This window comes from Larkinella ripae (genome assembly GCF_054780775.1).
The window spans coordinates 295,556-313,073 of the sequence record NZ_BAAGVR010000024.1 but is presented as its reverse complement, the minus strand read 5'-3'; the positions used below and the strand labels follow the sequence as shown (position 1 = coordinate 313,073).

13 protein-coding genes and 1 tRNA gene are annotated in these 17,518 nt (G+C 44.3%); 5 read left to right on the top strand and 9 right to left on the bottom strand.

Features of this window, described 5'->3' with window-relative positions; translation table 11 throughout:
- Window positions 1-240 precede the first annotated feature (240 nt).
- Together ACYVHX_RS19975 and ACYVHX_RS19970 are read left to right on the top strand one after the other, a co-directional pair.
- Window positions 241-1,986, top strand: a complete 1,746-nt coding sequence (locus tag ACYVHX_RS19975) for a hypothetical protein (RefSeq protein WP_460673449.1) — start codon at window positions 241-243, stop codon at window positions 1,984-1,986.
- 15 nt (window positions 1,987-2,001) lie between these two features.
- Window positions 2,002-2,229: a hypothetical protein gene (locus ACYVHX_RS19970; protein WP_460673448.1), complete on the top strand. Its 228-nt coding sequence runs from the start codon at window positions 2,002-2,004 to the stop codon at window positions 2,227-2,229.
- Between the two features lie 596 nt (window positions 2,230-2,825).
- Here the strand turns inward: ACYVHX_RS19970 and ACYVHX_RS19965 are convergent.
- The 9 genes from ACYVHX_RS19965 to ACYVHX_RS19925 all read right to left on the bottom strand — a co-directional run bounded on the left by ACYVHX_RS19965 (window position 2,826) and on the right by ACYVHX_RS19925 (window position 14,022).
- Window positions 2,826-4,184 (bottom strand): hypothetical protein, encoded by a 1,359-nt coding sequence (locus ACYVHX_RS19965; RefSeq protein ID WP_460673447.1) that lies wholly within the window; start codon window positions 4,182-4,184, stop codon window positions 2,826-2,828.
- Window positions 4,184-4,750, bottom strand: a complete 567-nt coding sequence (locus ACYVHX_RS19960) for a hypothetical protein (RefSeq protein ID WP_460673446.1) — start codon at window positions 4,748-4,750, stop codon at window positions 4,184-4,186. The genes ACYVHX_RS19965 and ACYVHX_RS19960 overlap by 1 nt, the downstream gene beginning before the upstream one ends.
- Before the next feature lie 42 nt (window positions 4,751-4,792).
- Window positions 4,793-6,034 (bottom strand): hypothetical protein, encoded by a 1,242-nt coding sequence (locus tag ACYVHX_RS19955; RefSeq protein WP_460673445.1) that lies wholly within the window; start codon window positions 6,032-6,034, stop codon window positions 4,793-4,795.
- A 162-nt stretch (window positions 6,035-6,196) separates the two neighbouring features.
- Window positions 6,197-6,889, bottom strand: a complete 693-nt coding sequence (locus ACYVHX_RS19950) for a M48 family metallopeptidase (RefSeq protein ID WP_460673444.1) — start codon at window positions 6,887-6,889, stop codon at window positions 6,197-6,199.
- On the bottom strand, window positions 6,882-10,067 hold the full coding sequence (locus tag ACYVHX_RS19945) for a type I restriction endonuclease subunit R (protein ID WP_460673443.1): 3,186 nt from the start codon (window positions 10,065-10,067) through the stop codon (window positions 6,882-6,884). Before ACYVHX_RS19945 ends, ACYVHX_RS19950 begins: the two co-directional genes overlap by 8 nt.
- Window positions 10,064-11,365, bottom strand: a complete 1,302-nt coding sequence (locus ACYVHX_RS19940; RefSeq protein ID WP_460673442.1) for a restriction endonuclease subunit S — start codon at window positions 11,363-11,365, stop codon at window positions 10,064-10,066. Before ACYVHX_RS19940 ends, ACYVHX_RS19945 begins: the two co-directional genes overlap by 4 nt.
- An 8-nt stretch (window positions 11,366-11,373) precedes the next feature.
- Window positions 11,374-12,933 (bottom strand): type I restriction-modification system subunit M, encoded by a 1,560-nt coding sequence (locus ACYVHX_RS19935; RefSeq protein WP_460673441.1) that lies wholly within the window; start codon window positions 12,931-12,933, stop codon window positions 11,374-11,376.
- A gap of 204 nt (window positions 12,934-13,137) precedes the next feature.
- A tRNA-Arg gene (locus ACYVHX_RS19930) sits at window positions 13,138-13,209 on the bottom strand.
- Between the two features lie 138 nt (window positions 13,210-13,347).
- A complete protein-coding gene (locus ACYVHX_RS19925) occupies window positions 13,348-14,022 on the bottom strand; it encodes an NUDIX hydrolase (protein WP_460673440.1) in 675 nt (224 codons plus the stop codon).
- A 233-nt stretch (window positions 14,023-14,255) separates the two neighbouring features.
- On the opposite strand from ACYVHX_RS19925, the gene ACYVHX_RS19920 reads away from it, so the two are divergent.
- The 3 genes from ACYVHX_RS19920 (at window position 14,256) to glmM (ending at window position 17,435) form a co-directional block, all read left to right on the top strand.
- Window positions 14,256-14,981: a peptidase gene (locus ACYVHX_RS19920; RefSeq protein WP_460673439.1), complete on the top strand. Its 726-nt coding sequence runs from the start codon at window positions 14,256-14,258 to the stop codon at window positions 14,979-14,981.
- Window positions 14,982-15,016: 35 nt separating this feature from the next.
- Window positions 15,017-15,859 carry a transglutaminase family protein gene (locus ACYVHX_RS19915; protein ID WP_460673438.1) on the top strand — a complete coding sequence of 281 codons (843 nt, stop codon included), beginning with the start codon at window positions 15,017-15,019 and terminating at the stop codon, window positions 15,857-15,859.
- A 166-nt stretch (window positions 15,860-16,025) separates the two neighbouring features.
- A complete protein-coding gene (gene glmM, locus ACYVHX_RS19910) occupies window positions 16,026-17,435 on the top strand; it encodes a phosphoglucosamine mutase (RefSeq protein ID WP_460673437.1) in 1,410 nt (469 codons plus the stop codon).
- Window positions 17,436-17,518 lie beyond the last annotated feature (83 nt).

The following is a 17,518-nucleotide window of genomic DNA, read 5'->3' as shown; positions in this document are numbered from 1 at the left end:
ATGAATAAATGAACGTCCGGTCCTCAAATTAACCACTGTCCGGAATTTGGGCCAAGATCAGGCCAAGGTCAGGGACGTCAGTCACGACATACACCTTTAATACGGATTTAAATCTAGCCCATTAGCCAATTTAGCAAATAGGTCATAAACGCAGGGATCATTATAAATATGGGAAAAAACCCCTTATTTAGAACAGTACGTTAAACATATATTTGAGAGGTGATAAAATTACAAGAGTCTATGCTGTACTTATTCTCTATATTAACTCGTAGCATACTATTAGTGACAATAGGGCTATTGATTTGTTTACGAAGTTGGGCACAAATTGAAGTTATTAATTGGGATACTTTGACGCATGCACCAACTAAATCTCTTCCTTTTGACCGCCCATTTACATTACGAGTACCTTTGCACTCAGCTGACGTACAAATGGTCAACTTTATTGAGCGAATTCGCTTTGTGACCTTCAATAAATCAATCAATAAGACTCTATCTATTAATAACAAAAAGAACCCTGGTAATCCATTTCAAAAAGTTGATGAAAAGAACTGGGAGGTTAAGGAAGTTGATAAAAAGCCTGTTTTGCTGATACACTTTCGAGATAATCAGGTGTTAAAGCCATCAAGGTTGTACAATATATTAATTTTGGGTAATGCAGATAAACAAATAATTGGGTTATTTGATCAATTTAATGTGTTTCAAACTGCACCAGCAGCTACCAGATCTGCTGAGCGTATTAAAACGGTTCAAATAAATGATACTTTATCTAATAAATATAAAAAAGAGGTTGGAGTAGACGCTGTGTATTATGAGTTTTTTTTAGACTCAAAAGTGCCTATTGACGATGCAAAGAATAGTTTTAGTCTTCTAAATGCTTACAATACTCATGGTTTAGGTCAGTTATATACAAAATGGAAGAGCGATACTACAAGCCTTAGGAATACAATTAATCGTTTGACATTACATAGTAGCTTATCCAGAAATAGTGGCTTAAAAGCGATGTCAGAAATACCATCCAATCCATCACCAGAAATAAATGACATCTATTTGGAAAAGTATTTTATGGGTGGCAGCCCTATACAAAAATGGCTTGCTATACTGCGAAGCATTGATGGACTTACATACAAAAATCTTGTTGGAGGTTTTCAGGATATTAATTGCGATGGGTGTAAGCTTGCCGCCGATCGTGATTATGCAGTTCGCAAGCGAAATGTTGACACTACCTTGAAAGCTGCAAGAGAACTTTTGCAAATTGCTGAACAAATGAAAGCTCGTAATACTGGCACATATACTACGGCATACAATGACCTGAACATTTTTGTTAGCGACTTGCAGAAAGGTCAAACAGAATTAAAAGATATTATTAGTAGTAGAAAGGCTATAGACAAAGCAATTACAGATGGAGGTTATCTAAGTATTGCATCACAATGGACCGACTCATATATCAATAGTTTTTCGACACGATCTAAATACAGTGTCGTCCCAGATTTTGGCCTTGTTGTTCCTATGCGTCTGAACCCTTCGGTTCATCCCCGATCACCTTATTTATTTGTGCCCTATTTTGGCTTTCATGTTAATTTTCGTTACGTAGACAAAGACTTGCCATACTGGTCTTACCGAAAAACGCCTTGGCACTTCTTCTCTGCTTTTGTTGGCTGGAGTTTAGTATCTGTAGCACAGGGACCAAAATCTAAAAACTTCTCAGCTAAGGATTCTACGCAAAACTTCTTTGAAAAAAGCACGCTGCTAACTGGTCTAGGATTTCGCTTAGGAAATGCGGTTCGTCTCACAGGTGGGACAATGTGGTATTTCCAACAATCTGGTGTTGCAATTGTACCCGAGCAGTACAAGCGTCGGCTAAAGGCATGGCCATTTTTAGGTATTTCTCTCGACCTAGAATTAAATTCTATAATTAGCACATTTGCAGGGATCTTATCAGGATCGCCCACTCGTGCCCAGCCTATAATAGAATCACCAGCTAACTAGAAAACACTATATACTATGACAAAAACAGAAGCAACTACAGTAAAAGAGGCTACAAAGCTACAAGCAGATAATTTGTTAAAAGCTTTTAATAGCTTTCTCGCTGAGCGTGCAGAATTTAAAGGCTTAAATGTTAAGTCATTTAAGTTAACAGCCGATAATACTAATAATTGTATAACAGTTTGTAAAAACGTGAAGGATCCCAAAACTGGTAAATTTACAGTTGTTTGTACCCAAGTTTGCTAATAGTCAATTATTCGTTTTCGCTTTGAAATCGATTTATTTAAACATTTCTTTTTGGCAAAGTACCCAATCTAGATTGGGTACTTTGCTTTGTAGAGGATCATTGACTAATTTAACCAGTGCTGAAATTATAAAATTGTTAACTGTAAGTATAATTAATGCAAATAAAAGTTGTATATAATAAAGTAAAAACGGAAAAATAAGGTATGAACAAGAAGAGATATTTTCGGAATCACATGGGCAACTCCACTGGTTCATTTAAACTTTCTTGATTATTACTGTGCAGTCCTATAAGTACAACCTTACACTACAACTCGCGAAGCTACGGCGGCCGAAGTGCAATTTATCAATTCAAAGAACGAAACCATCAAACAGTTGGTAGCCGAACTGAGCCCGGAAAATTATCTATTAAATAAGCCTTAAAGCCAATTAATAATCTCTGTCATTGTATGACTCAATCCAAAAAGATGCGAGGCTGCCCGTGCGGAAATTATTGCGTCCATCGAATATTCAACAGTTAGTGTCAAACATTACTACGAGTGTTTAGCGATGCTGAACCACACAATATGCGCAAGAATCAGTTTTTTGGCGAACATCAATTAATTGCGTTCAATAAAGGATGGTATTTTAGACCTTCGGAGAAGGTCACCAAAATGACTAGTAATACCAACATTTCCAATAAGCTTAATACCTATATTCTTACCTTCAACATCCTTTATCAAAGATCTTAGCTTTTCCAATCCATCTATAACAAGAAAATTTATATAATGACTTGCTCTTCCTTCCACAATAATCAAATTATTTACATCAAAGCGCTGACTCTTGTGTAGCTGAACAATCCAAGCAGTTTGGCCATCGAATACCCATTCCATTTCTATGGGACCTAGTTTCTGAAATACGGTGGTAAATAAATCAGTCACTTTGACAACAACTTCATCGGGTAGTTGTTCCACTCCTTCTGTTCCCACCATAAAAGTGTCTCCTCGACCTCGTCGTCCTTCCACATATGGCTTATCACTTTCGGTTGTCACAAGTGATCCTGAATAAATAGCTTCAACTGCCTGTTGGCATAGTACAGAAGCAATTTCATTCTGTTCAGGATCTTCGGTTGCTAATAACTTAAACGGATCTAACCAACCAAACTGTGTGGTGAATTTTCCAGGTGTCCGTGTAAAAGGAGCTGTACGAGTCCATATTTCAGGGATTCCAGTTTCTAATCCAAATTGAAATGGGGCAACCCTTCTACTAATGACAAGTGTCTTTGGCACGGGTAATTTAAACCAATCAGCAATAAGTAATCCAAAAACTTTATCACCAATGTGACGACTAAATTGATTGGGCCATGTTAAAGCTGCTTGTCTAGGCGATTCTGCAAATTCTTCTAACTCCCAAATAATAATTTTCTCTTGACGGATCCCTCGTCGTACGGGATGAAGACTAAATTCAACCCGAATATTAGGTGCAAAATCTATGATTGGCGTGAAGCCATATATAGTTTCTAATAGAGATAATCCTAAATCAGTTGGCAAACTGCAGACATCTGGCTTGTCAACACCTTTTGGTGTATCATCGGGTACAAATTCAAGTATATTGCCAAACAATACACCTGATACCCCTCCATCACTTGTATCTATTGTTTCGTTTACAATTGAAAACCGATTTTCATTTGCATTTATTTCAATTGTTGACAGTACATCTTTAACGTTTGATAGTCCATAAGCAAATGGATGTCCTTTAGGTTGATCTGGTAAGAAGCTTCGGACATTTACTCGGTGTTCAGCAGACTTTTCAATTAACTGACTAATAGCCGCAACTTGTGAGAGCATCTGGGTGTTCGGGTCTACACCATTAATTCGCAAAAACCGTTGTTCTCCCGTTGGTGCGTAACTGACAAACTGAGCAATGTTCGCTCTCTCAGCGAGTTGGTTTAAGATTTCGTCTTTAAAATGATAATCCATCAGATTACAGTAGGAGTAGTTGATAAGGTAAATGGTTTAATTTCAGACACTGCATTCTGGTGAAAACTAGTGTCAAGACCTATTGCATTGTAACCATCTATAGCCGCAGAAAGTAGCAATAACCCATCAACAGCTGATATTTCTTGTCGGTTTTGGTTATATAGTGGAATACCTTTACGCAATCCCGTCATGAACTCAATGGTACATCCTTTGCTAAACTCCCAACCATCTAAAAAATAAACTTCTCTAACATAATGATCAATCACTGCTTGCCAGAAAAGATGGTAGTCATTTTGCGACCATTCGGCCATGTTGAGCGAAGTTGGTTCAATTACTAATGTGTAATTCTGTCGCAGCTTCTGAATAAACTCCTGCGCATTAGCAATATTATCCCTCATAACTTCTTGATAATGCTGGTCATTATACTGCTTACCACTCAAACTCTTACCTATATTTTCATACCAATCCAAAAAGCGTTTACCGGTTGTAATTGGTACGGAAACATAAGTGGCTGAGTGATACGGCACTACGCAGCTTATTGCAGAAAGTACTTCATGAGTTATCATTGGCTTATTCTCGGTTTCTTTAACACTGACATCTTGATTTTCTTAACTCGAGCTATTTTCATCGGATTGGCTAATAGATTGTTCATCTTCAACCTGATCTGTAGGACGTTGATCTAATAGTACTCGAAATTCGGGAATTATTGATTTAGAAAAATACTGCTGTGTAATATTTCTGATGTTTTTGTTTTCTTCATTTGGCCAATCAAGTGTCAAAACAGTTTTCTCATCAATTTTCCAAATCGAGAAAAACCGGTATCTATCATCACTATCTCTTACTTGTCCAACGCTTAACTTGGTATCTATAAACTTATGCGTTCCTATTGGCTCTTTTAAGAGTTCGCCAGCATTTGAATTCTGGGCAAATACAGTGTCCTGAAAGGGCAATGAAAGGCCAGAGTAGTTAATCCAGTGCCTTCCTTCCAGTACTGGTGGGGTTGTTACAGTTTCTGTAAATTTGATCAATGAAGCACGAATTTGGCTAGTGCTATAAACAAAATTATGTACTTCACATACTGAAGCTAACGCAGATTCTATAGTAGTATCAATTAATAATCTCTTTACTTCTGCAGTTAAAGCTGACTCATCCTTCATCACTTTTTTCAAAGTTGCAACCTGATTATCTAAGTCGCGACTGAACCGTCTCCACCAAAAGTCTAAATCTTTTAATATTCTCCGATTTTCCTTTTGAGCAATATCATCAATGACACCTTTCAAACCATTAGAAATAAGTGCTAAGAATGGCATAGTGTCATTATATTTAATAAAAGCTATATAGGTGAGCGATGCGTACACTAGCCAACCAAGAAGAGATCCAATTAGAGATCCTAATAAACTACATAACAAAATTAAGCTTGTATCATTTGTTTCCCCTCCCTGTTTTCCAATTAAAGTAATAAATACGCCTATTACGCCCACGGTTATGGCTCCAAATGAGCTATTTTTAAGCCTCATATTAGCGTCGTCAGCTAGCAGAAATGCTAACATAGAGGCAATAAGGCCACTCCAGAACAATATCAAGTATAGGCCATCTTTTTCTTTAGGTATAAGAGGGTACCAAACTCCAAAAAACAACCCAAACAGTAGTATAACAAAACACACAAAGAATAATGTCCTCAGCATGGTATATTGGCTGTCATCTATTTTGCCTGAAATATAACTTCCAATTAGAAAGCCACTACCAACAAGTGTGAAACCGATAAAAGAAAACAAACCTAAGAATGTCAAACCTAAAAGCATTCCTACTAGAATGCTTACAATCAGTAAGAAAATGAATATCTTTATCATGAATAGTTAGACCGTTTATAAGTTTGAAGTTGAGATATAAATTAGGTAATAAAAGTCTAATTTACATAAAAACTAGTTGAGGTCCACCCAAATATTGAGCCACTTAAAGATTGAGAATTAGTCATTCTTGAGAGTGGCGTCAAGCCTCTAAATGGCGTTTTCTCAGATAATATACTTACTTACCCTATCATCAAACTCTTTCCAATTACTCATGTGCCGGGACACTTCTGCCCAGAATTCTTTGGAATGGCTTTTAACTTTCGTGTGGCAAAGTTCATGTACGATTACGTAATCGATAAGAGAGTAGGGGAGCTTAATGAGATCGGGGTTAAGGATAATCGAGTTGGTATGTGTGCAGCTACCCCATCGTTTGCTCAACTTCCGAAACTTTAATTCCCGGTAGGATAGTCCGGTTTTTGTTGCCCATTGCTGAACGCGAGTCGTTAGTTTCTCTTTAGCTTTGACCCGAAAAAATACGTTCAATGCCTGCTGTATGGCGGCTTGACTTCCAACTGTTGGGTTAGTCTGAATTCGGAAACGGGAATAATTAAAGTCTACCTGCGCTTTGGTCAGCAGCGGGTTGAAAACGACCTCAGTGTAATAATGCATGCCTAAATACGCTATACGTGACCCCGTGACAATTGCCCCTGTGTCTATTGCTCGTACAATTTCCAACTTTTCCAGAATCCAACGAGCCTTTTTTAATACCAGCCGGTCGGCCTGGCCTGTAGGCAGTCGGGGACCTTTTAACACAACGCCCTCATCACGTGACACACTGATGTAGTGGGACTTGCTATCGGGACAGTCCTGCACAATATAACTAATGGTCTGGTCGCCGTAAGAAACGCTATGCATGTTTGTCTTTTCGAAGTAATTCAACCAGCTCTACCGCCTTTTTACGAGCTTCGAGTGGCGGTAGTTTGTCTTTCAGTAATCGGGTGATCTTATTTTCAATAGCCTTCCGAACCTCACCTTTGTCGGTCCAGCCAACAATCCCTAATTCGCCATTAATGTTAGCAAATAGTTGTTTGGTAGATTCGGCCGCTTCGTCGTCGAACAGCTTCATTAGTACGTTGAAAACGTCGATTTGCTGGCGTGTGGTAAACCCATGCGCCTGACCTGCGCTCTGCTCGTTGATAAGGTCATTCTGAAGATCAGTGTAGCCAATCAGGAGTTGTACCTGATCTAGACGCCCTGCTTCATGTTCCTTTAACAAATTGTCCAACCGCTGCGCCAGAGGTTTGAAGAAGTCGGGGTTGCGATCCATTCCCACTTTGATGGTGTACTTGAGCTGGTTGCGCATCTTCAATTCTTTTGTAGCAGGTGAAGCATTCAGGATATCGGCCCTAAATTTGTCGCGGTCAAGAATGGATACCGGTTCGGCCAGGAGATTGGTGACGCCCTCCGCAATCAGATGATCGTTAATTAACTTTTGTAGCATCCGGCTTTCGTCGGCGCTGACTTTTAGCTCGTCATCGTCATGAAAAGTGTTACGGGCTTGGCTTTTGACTTTGTTGAACAGGAGGAAATCAGATTGATATTTCATTGCTGCTTGGTGCGGCAATACAATGTTGATCGACTTGTTGAATGCCTTTAGCAACTCTTTAAACTGGTCACGTAAATAGATTGGTTCAATGTAGCGTACCATGGCATCTATATACGCCTGACGCTGATAATTCCGGTCAACCTTAACTGGTTTAGCGAAACTAAGCAGTTTGCCGTGATTCAATTCCAATTTCGGGATTTCATCATTTAGGTTACGAAGAATGTCATCAGGCCGAATCCCCCCAGAAAAGATATCTAAAGCCTGCATCAGGTGCGCCGTAATACCGCAGTAATCAACTATAAATCCGGCGACTTTGCTGCGGTATGTTCGGTTTACACGAGCGATGGCTTGAAGCAGAGTATGCTCTTTTAGTGGCTTGTCCAGGTAGAGGCATCCGGCAATTGGCGCGTCGTAACCGGTCAATAGCATATCCGATACAATCAGAATAGCCGTATTGTCGTACTTTTTATTTTTGCCCGACTTGTCCAATTCATCTTCATTGCCGAATGGCAATTTAAAGCTCTCAGTTACAGCATAGATTTTCTCATTTGGCGTTAAAAGAATATCTAAAAGGTCATTGGGATTTTCTCGATTCCATGCTAGGCGTCCAAAGTGATCTGCTGCAATGAGGTCGGATTTCGGTGATCCGAGACTGACTACCACTTTTGTGGCGAAATTATGGAAACCCTGATACCGTAAATTCAATATGGTCTGCTGGTAGTCCAGGGCAGCTTGACGACCTGAACAGACCAGTATTGCTTTGTGCCCATCCGGAAAAATCTTGTCGCGGTAATGCTCCAGCATGTGCATGCTGATGTCGCGGATTCTTCCTGCCGAAAATTGATATTTCCGAAGCGCTTCATCTTTGAGTTTACTTTTCTTTTCTTCCGACTCTTTGGCGAATTGTGCTTCAAAAGCTGCATCTAACTCCGTCTTTTTCACGTCCAGACGCGCGATGCCCGCATCGTAGAGTAATTCAAGGGTAGCTCCATCTGTTACGGATTCCTTGATGGTATAGACATCGAGGTATTCCTCACCATAAAACTCGGCTAGCGTGGATTTATCTTCTTTGGAAATAGGAGTACCCGTAAAGGCTATGAACTTCGCATTGGGCAATACCGTGCGCGTGAACGCGGCCAAAAAACCGTAATGGCTACGGTGGGCTTCATCGACCAATACATATAGATTCTCTTTGGTAGATAGAACTTCCAGCGGGATTTCTTCCCGACCTATTTCAGTCCATTTGCCATCACGTAGAGCCTTTTTGACTTGTATCAACAAGTCTTCCTGAATATGACGTTCGGTGCGGGTTAGTCCATCTTCGTCCAGCGCGTCGTCAGCCGTGGCGTTTTTATCAGGCTGCTGAAACTTCTGGAGCGTGGTAGTAATAATTCCGCCGTAATCATTACGAAGTATTTTATCCAGATGCGCCACTGAACTGGCCTGTTGCACGCTCTTAAAACCAATATTCTGGAAGGTCTTCGTTATCTGTGAATCCAGTTCATTGCGGTCGGTGAGAACAATAACGGTAGGGTTATCGAAGCCATATTCTTTAGCACGGAGCTTGCGGATGAGGTAGGCCATCGTAAGCGACTTGCCGCTGCCCTGCGTGTGCCAGACGACGCCCCCCTGTTGATGCTGTTGCAGTTTGGCAATGGTGCGGTTTACAGCCCGTAGCTGCTGATAACGCGGTAGTTTCTTAATAATCCGACCTTTGTCCAGTTCAAATAAAACGAAATGACGAACGATGTCCAAGAACCGATCAGGCCGAAACAGATTATACAATAAAATGTCTTGCTCGGTGGGGATTGCACCAAGCAGCAAGGTGGTCAATTCGGGATTCTCATCAGACCGAAAATGGGAGTAAAATGCTTGAGGGGTGTTGATAGCTCCATATTTTCCGCCGACTGCCCAGATGCCGACACAGACTTGATTGTAATGAAACAGCCGTTCATTGTTGCGTTGGTAGGCATCTAGGTCGTTCCATGCACTATCCCACGCCCCGGAAGCGCTGCCAGCTTTGCACTCAATGACGCCCAGCGGTAACCCATTGACATAAATGACCAGATCAGGAATGGCTGTGAAGATGCGCCCCATAAACCGCATCTGGCACACGACCAACAGATCATTCTCCCCATCTGGCGAAAAGTCGATGTAACGAACAGGCACAAATTCCTCCTTGCTATTGATGACCTGTTTCAGAGTAAATTCGGTTCCCGATAGTAAAGCCCAGATACGCTGATTGGCTTCCATGAGCGAAGACGCCGATACCTGCGTGATACGGTCGTACGCACGTTGCTGGTTAGCTGCATCCAGCGCCGGGTTGAGCCGCGTAATGGCCGACCGCAACCGACCGGCCAAAATAACTTCCCCCGCATCAGGCCGCTCAACAGATAAGGCTGCCCCGGTCAAGTACTTGTAACCAAGTTTTTCCAACAGCCGTAGGGCAGGTTGCTCGGACTGGAGAAATTCAAGCCCCTGACTCATACCGTTACAGCTTCCTCGCCTATATGCACCCGTAGCTTCCCTGTAGGAAGCAGTTGCATCAAACCACACTTGAGAGTTTGGTAATGGGCTTTTTTGTCGCGGAGAACTTGTATTTTTTCGTCAACTGTGGTCAGGAGTTCAGTGATTTTACGTTGTTCTGAGAGGGGTGGAAGTGGTATTTTCATCTCGCGAACTTGTTTTAAGCTCAGTTGAGGGTAAGCTTGACCAGTAACAATTTTAGAATGTTCTTTAATAAAGCTTTCCTGTGATATAAACTGATAAACGAAGTTTGCATCTACTAAGGGAGAATCTACTCGGATACGAGCTATATGTTGGTTGATATTTGCTTCTTTAATTTCAGGAGGCAATACACAGACTCTACCCACATAGCCAGTGATAGTCATTAATAAATCACCGGATTTTATTTCAGATCTGTTCAGAATTTTATGCGCTTCCTCAGAAATATACATTGCTCCTGACTTTGTAAATCCATTTGTTCCAACGCATTCACTTCGAAGGAAAACAATGCCTTCATCTACCCATTTAAAGCCATAAGTAGTTGGTGTAGAGCCTTTTGTTATAAATGCAGAGACATTCTGTAATTTAGTAGTCGTCCACGTCTTCGGAATCTCCCCAAGTGGTGAATCTTTAAACTCAGTATGACCAATTCCTTTAGTCAACAGACGTTGCATAAGGCCGGTTTTCAGTTCGGTGGTTTTAGCTAACTGCTCGTCAATCACAGCAATTTTCTCATCTACTGCGGACAGGATTTGTGCTATTTTTTGTTGTTCGGGTAGGGGAGGAAGAATAAATTTTATGTTTTTTACAATAGTAGAACTTAATCCGGCCATTATCCCCCCCACTGCAAGTTTTTTGACCTGATCTAGAACAAGGGGAGAGCCAAACAGTTGTGACAGATATTCTGGTAATAGCACATTTTGATTCAATTGAAGCCTAAGAAGGTGAGAGTCCATTATTCCTTTTTGGATGCCTTTTGGAACCACCATGCATTTTCCAATCGTCCCCATCATAGATATGATAAAATCTCCAGGAAATAATTCGCAAGATTTTAATCGTTGAAAGTGCTCTTCTGTGATATACCTGTCTCCGAATGACATCGAGTTAACAAATATATTTTCTTGACCATAAACTTTTACACCCTCAGCCACGAAAGAGTCTTTTTTAAGTTGACTTCCAAATGGACCAATCTTTATGGCTCCCTTTTTTGATTTGATAAAGTCGTCTACACTTACTACGTTCCAATCCTCTGGAATTTCACCAATTTCGGTCTGCTTCATTCCATTATTCATAACCCAATCTCCTCCAGCAGACTTTCTAATTTTGCGTCAATTTCGGCTTCTTTGACTTTCAGTTCGTGTAGGGCAGCATGTACGGCAGCTAGCTCAATCACTTCGGCGGCTTCGCTACGGTCAATATAGCGCGAGATGTTCAGGTTGTAGTCGTTTGCTTTTATATCGGCCAGATCCACAACTTTCATGAACTTGTCAATGTCTTGCCCCTCTTCGTAAGAAGCGAGAATGCGGGCCACATGCCGGTCTTCCAATTCGTTTTGGTTTTTGCCTTCTTTAAATTCCTGGCTCGCGTCGATGATGCGCACTCGCTTGCGTAGGTCGGCCGATTTGGTTTTGGTCAGTACCCAGATAGCAGCTGGGATGCCGGTGTTGTAAAACAGGGCAGAGGGTAAACCAACGATGCCTTCTACTAAGTCTGCTTCTAGCAATTTTTCCCGAATACTTCCTTCGGCTCCACCTCTAAATAGCGTACCATGAGGCAGTACTACCCCCATACGGCCATTTTGCCGAAGTACCGCCAGCATATGCTGTAAAAACGCCATATCAGCATAGCCTCTGGGTGGAATACCATAATGAAATCTCCCTAATTCGTCTATAACAACTTTATTGTAGTTTGGTGTTTCCTCTTTTTCTTTGCCATCTTTATCTAACTTTTTAGGGAGGTTCACCTCAGCTAGAGTCCACCAGCGGTCCTGTGAGAAAGGCGGATTCGCAATAACTCTGTCGAATAATTTTAGTTCATTATTTTTCTGATGTTTCGGGTTAACCAGCGTATCGCCCTTTTGGAGGTCTGCGCTAGGGAAATTGTGAAGAATCATATTTAGCTTAGCAATGGCCCAAGTGCCAATATTTTTCTCCTGTCCAAATAAAGTTACATTCACGTTTTGACCCACTTTACCACCTGATTGTTCGGCCACGTAACGCGCCGATTCAATCAACATGCCACCAGAGCCGCAAGTAGGATCATAAATTTCATTCGTTGGCTGGGGTTTAATAAGGCCTACGATTAGCTTTACCACACCACGCGGGGTATAGAATTCGCCTCCTTTTTTACCAGCATCGTCGGCAAACTGCTTGATGAGGTATTCATAAGCATCACCAAGAATGTCAGGTGTGTATAGATCAGAATTACGTAAGGAGTGCTGATTGAAGTGCCGCAGCAGCCGTTGCAGGGTATCGTCGGAAAGTTTGTCCTTATCCCCGAATTTGGTGGCTGTCATCACGCCCTCCAATTTTAGGTCTTTGTTTTTTTCTTCAATTGCTGCAAAAGCTATATCGATTACCACGCCAACGTTTTCTGTGGCTTTCTTTACTTCTGACCAGCGGGCCTCAATTGGCATTTTAAAAAAGGTGGCTGCTTCAGCATCTTCTCTATTGACGCCTTCGTCAACCATATGGCTTTCAACTTCTTCTTCAAACACATCATTGGCGCGTTTGAGGAAAAGTAAGCCGAAGATATAATTCTTAAAGTCGGAACTGTCAATGCTGCCCCGGAGGATATTAGCCGAATCCCACAACCAGGATTCGAGGGTTTGAAGGTCTAGTTTACTCATACTTAATCAAATAGCAGAATTTGGACACTTTACTTACAATTTAATTTTATAGTAGCAATTTGGAGGCTATATATTTTAGCCCATCAAATTAAAAAGAACAGATATTAGATCAAAAATTAAATTCAAAGCGTCCCCTAAAGCGTCCCACCTAAAAAGCAAAACCCGCTAACTCATTGAAAGTTAGCGGGTTAAAAATTAAATTAGTGAACCCGAAGGGATTCGAACCCCTATCGTCGGTACCGGAAACCGAAATTCTATCCATTGAACTACGGGTCCATAGACAGGCGTAATGCCCGTTTCGGGTTGCAAATATAGCAATTGTTACCGCGTTTTCGCAAGTGCGGCTTTTCTTTTTTCATCTTTCTTCGCCCCTTTTCGTTCCTCCTTTCCTCCCGTTGGTGCTTTCCTCCTCACTTACAGCAACTTCATGGTTTCGTAATCGCCCACCGTCTGCAGGTACAAAAAATGAATCAGCAGCCCGTTGATGTTTGTAATCAGTTTGTGCGCTTCGGGCAAAGTCGTGACGGCGGTCGTGATGCGTTCAAACTCCGAAGCCACACCCATGTCTTTGTGGTGAAACTCCATGATCCGGTTGCGGGGCAGTTCGCGCTCAACGAAATAATAATGCATGGCTTCGTCGCTGGTGCCGGTGCTCGGAAAACAAAGCCCGGCCATCAGGCGGGTAAGGTCCTGCGGTTTTACGGCCAGCCCGATCTCCTCCCCCACTTCGCGGGCCGCCACTTCGGCCGGATCATCGGCGGCATCGACCATCCCCGCCGGGTGTTCGTAGGTGTGTGAGCCGTCGCAAATCCGCCGTTGCCGCACCAGCACCACGTATTTTTCTTTGGTTTCCTGATCAATCAGGCACACCAGCACCGAAACCGCGTGGCCTTTCAGAAACAGGGCGGGCGGAATTTTGTCGCCCTCCGGCGTGTCGGCATCCACTTCCAGCATGGCAAACAGCACCTCGCCGTTGTGCCGCCGACGGACGTAAAATTCTTCGACGTGGCGAATCATCAGACCATTCGCTTCGGCCTGCTGCCTCCAGAATTTATATTTAGGCGCATCAGCCAGGGCTTCTTTTTTCATCGGATTTCGTGGTAACAGGTTGTATACGGGATAACCGGAAAACCGGCTGCCGAATTGGCCATGCAAGTAACAAACCTTTTTCTAGATTTTAATTTCTGGCACACTTTCAGCTAGTTACAAACATGACCCGCAACAAAAATCAGTTGTTTTCGCAAAAACTGGGGTAAATCGGAAGTCAAATTTCGGAAACCTGTATATTTGCCATTCGCCATAGCTTGTAGTTTACTGATTCAATGACGTATTGTTTAGGTATCAAAGTAGCCTCCGGCTTAGTTGCCATTGCCGACACCCGACTGACCTCCGGCTCCGAAGTTTCGAGTAATCGCAAGATTTCGGTTCACGAACTGGAAAATCATTCGCTCTTTATCATGACTTCCGGCCTGCGTTCCGTACGCGATAAAGCCATCACGTATTTTCGGGAAGTAATTGGTGAGAAAGACCGTTCGTTCAATAAGTTATACAAAGCCGTCAATGCTTTTGGCGAACAGGTCAGGCGCGTCGCCCTCGAAGATCGGGCCGCCATTGAAGCCTCCGGAATGAATTTCAACCTCAACGCCATTGTCGGCGGCCAGCTCGAAGACGACGAGGAACACAAACTGTATCTGCTCTATCCGGAGGGCAACTGGGTGGAAGTCGATCGGGGCTCTCCCTTCAAAATCATCGGCAACTCCGGCTACGGAAAACCGCTCCTTTACCGCAATCTTACCTACGAATCGTCGCTGCAGGACGCCCTGAAAATGGGGTTTCTGGCCTTTGATGCCACGCGCGTCAGTGCCAACGACGTGGATTATCCCCTCGATGTGGTGGTGTATGCCAAAGACAGCTTCCACTTCATCGAACACCGGCTTCAGAAAGAAGATATGGAGGGCGTGTCGAACCAGTGGAGCGCCTTGCTGAACAACTCGGTCCGGAAACTTCCGACGGGCTGGATGGACCCCATCTTTCCTAAAATCAGTTAAATCCGACCGTACCCCTTAACCAGCACCACACAGCAATGAAACTTCGGGTCAGACATGAACTCCGGTACGACTACTCCGAAGCGGTAGCACTCGAACCGCACACTTTGTATTTGTACCCCCGGATTTATTCGCATCAACGGCTGCTCGATTATCAACTGCAGATTGACCCCCTGCCCAGCAAACTGGTCCGGAACGTCGATATTGAAGGCAACGTTCAGCAGTTGATTTATAGCAACAACCTGACCGAATCGCTGGTGGTGCGGGCCGAGATGGAAGTGGAGTCGGATTTGTACAATGCCTACGATTTTGTCCTGTTTCCCTTCGAAACCCAGCGCATTCCCTTCCAGTACGCGGAGGCTGACCGGAAGCTGCTCGAACCCTACCTCGAACGATCGGCCGTAACGACGCTGATCGAACAATACGCCCGCCAGATCGCGTCGGAAGCCAAGTGGCAAACCGTCCCGTTTCTGTCGCACCTCTGCACCACCATCCGCAACGGTTTTGTGTACGAAACCCGCGAGGTGGGGCCGGCTTCGTCCGCCGAGCTAACGCTGATTTCCCGGAAAGGCTCCTGCCGCGACTATGCGGTTTTGTACATTGCCGCCTGCCGGAGCATTGGGCTGGCCGCCCGGTTTGTCAGCGGTTATCTGTACGGCAATCCCCAGCAGGAGCACGAGCTCCACGCCTGGGCGGAAGTTTATCTGCCGGGGGCGGGCTGGCGCGGCTTCGATCCAACGGAGGGATCGGTCGTCATCAACCACCATGTTTCGCTGGCCTCTTCATTTTTTCACGACCGGCTGGCGCCCCTGGCCGGTACATTCCGGGGGGCCGCTCGCTCAACAATGACCGCAACGGTGGCGATAACCGGCACCGAATAAATTGGGGATGGAAAAAAGGAGTTATATTTGTTTTCGGTGGCTGGATGATTGAATACCTGGCTGGTTAAAAGGGTTGAATGGTTCGCATAAACCCGGAAAACCGCTCACTCCTTTTTAGCCAGTACGTCCATTTAACCATTCGGTTTATTTAATCATTTCTGATAACGTGGCATTAATCAAGTCGATTTCCGGCATACGCGGAACAATTGGTGGGCGCAGTGGCGATGGTCTTACGCCTTTGGATGTAGTGAAGTTTGCAGCCGCCTACGGACAATGGCTCCGGCAACGACACCCGAATAACCGTACGGTCGTCATCGGACGGGATGGCCGGCTGTCGGGCGAAATGGTCTCGAAATTAGTAGCCGGCACCCTCCAGGGACTGGGGCTGAACGTAGTCGATCTGGGTTTATCGACCACCCCGACGGTGGAACTGGCCGTAACGGGCGAACAGGCCGCCGGCGGTATCATCCTGACCGCCAGCCACAACCCGATTCAGTGGAATGCCCTCAAGTTACTGAACGAAACCGGGGAGTTTATTTCCGAAACAGACGGAACCGATATTCTCGCCATTGCCGAATCGGAAGCCATCGACTTTGCCGACGTAAAGAAATTAGGCAGTTGCCGCACCGACACTACCTGGCTGCAAAAACACATCGACGCGATTCTGGCCCTGCCGCTGGTTGACAAAGAAGCCGTGGCCGCCCGAAAATTCCGGATTGTTGTTGATGCGGTCAACTCCACCGGCGGCATCGTGGTGCCGATGCTGCTCGAAGCCCTAGGCGTCGAAGCGATCAATCGGCTGCATTGTGAACCCACCGGCCAGTTTGCGCACAACCCGGAACCGCTGCCCGAAAACCTGCGGGACATCATTCTGGAAATTGAGAAAAACGAATACGACCTCGGCATCGTGGTCGATCCGGATGTGGACCGGCTGGCGCTGATCTGCGAAGACGGTTCGCCGTTTGGCGAAGAATATACGCTCGTGGCCGTAGCTGATTACGTCCTGAAAAACCGCACCAGCGATCAAAAACCGGGTAACACGGTTTCCAACCTTTCCTCGACGGTGGCCCTGCGCGACGTGACGCAGAAGTACGGCGGCAAACATTCGGCGTCGGCGGTGGGCGAGGTTAACGTGGTCGAAATGATGAAAGAAGTCGATGCCGCCATCGGGGGCGAAGGCAACGGGGGCATTATTTATCCCGATCTGCACCTGGGCCGTGACGCGCTGGTGGGGATTGCGCTCTTTCTGACCCACCTGGCCAAATTTGGCAAATCGGCTTCGATTCTCCGCCGGACTTACCCGAATTACTACATTTCCAAAAACAAAATCGAACTCACGCCCGACATTAACGTCGATGCGGTTTTGGATCGGATCAAGGCCAAATACGCCAAAAATCCCATCAACACCATCGACGGCGTTAAAATCGAGTTCGATAAGGAGTGGGTTCACCTGCGCAAATCGAACACTGAGCCCATCATCCGGATTTATTCCGAATCCGACACGCTCTCAACGGCCGATTACCTGGCCAATAAAATCATTTCGGATATCAAGGAAGTGATCGCCGATAAGCGTTAAAAGCCCGTATATGGACCCCCAAAACCGGCTTTTCAGCCAACGAAAGCCAGTTTTGGGGTCGCTTCCTAATTTTGTACCTTTGC

Coding starts and splice junctions, on each gene's coding strand:
- ACYVHX_RS19975 (WP_460673449.1), top strand. CDS start 241: ATGCTGTACTTATTCTCTATATTAACTCGTAGCATACTATTAGTGACA.
- ACYVHX_RS19970 (WP_460673448.1), top strand. CDS start 2,002: ATGACAAAAACAGAAGCAACTACAGTAAAAGAGGCTACAAAGCTACAA.
- ACYVHX_RS19965 (WP_460673447.1), bottom strand. CDS start 4,184: ATGGATTATCATTTTAAAGACGAAATCTTAAACCAACTCGCTGAGAGA.
- ACYVHX_RS19960 (WP_460673446.1), bottom strand. CDS start 4,750: ATGATAACTCATGAAGTACTTTCTGCAATAAGCTGCGTAGTGCCGTAT.
- ACYVHX_RS19955 (WP_460673445.1), bottom strand. CDS start 6,034: ATGATAAAGATATTCATTTTCTTACTGATTGTAAGCATTCTAGTAGGA.
- ACYVHX_RS19950 (WP_460673444.1), bottom strand. CDS start 6,889: ATGCATAGCGTTTCTTACGGCGACCAGACCATTAGTTATATTGTGCAG.
- ACYVHX_RS19945 (WP_460673443.1), bottom strand. CDS start 10,067: ATGAGTCAGGGGCTTGAATTTCTCCAGTCCGAGCAACCTGCCCTACGG.
- ACYVHX_RS19940 (WP_460673442.1), bottom strand. CDS start 11,365: ATGAAGCAGACCGAAATTGGTGAAATTCCAGAGGATTGGAACGTAGTA.
- ACYVHX_RS19935 (WP_460673441.1), bottom strand. CDS start 12,933: ATGAGTAAACTAGACCTTCAAACCCTCGAATCCTGGTTGTGGGATTCG.
- ACYVHX_RS19925 (WP_460673440.1), bottom strand. CDS start 14,022: ATGAAAAAAGAAGCCCTGGCTGATGCGCCTAAATATAAATTCTGGAGG.
- ACYVHX_RS19920 (WP_460673439.1), top strand. CDS start 14,256: ATGACGTATTGTTTAGGTATCAAAGTAGCCTCCGGCTTAGTTGCCATT.
- ACYVHX_RS19915 (WP_460673438.1), top strand. CDS start 15,017: ATGAAACTTCGGGTCAGACATGAACTCCGGTACGACTACTCCGAAGCG.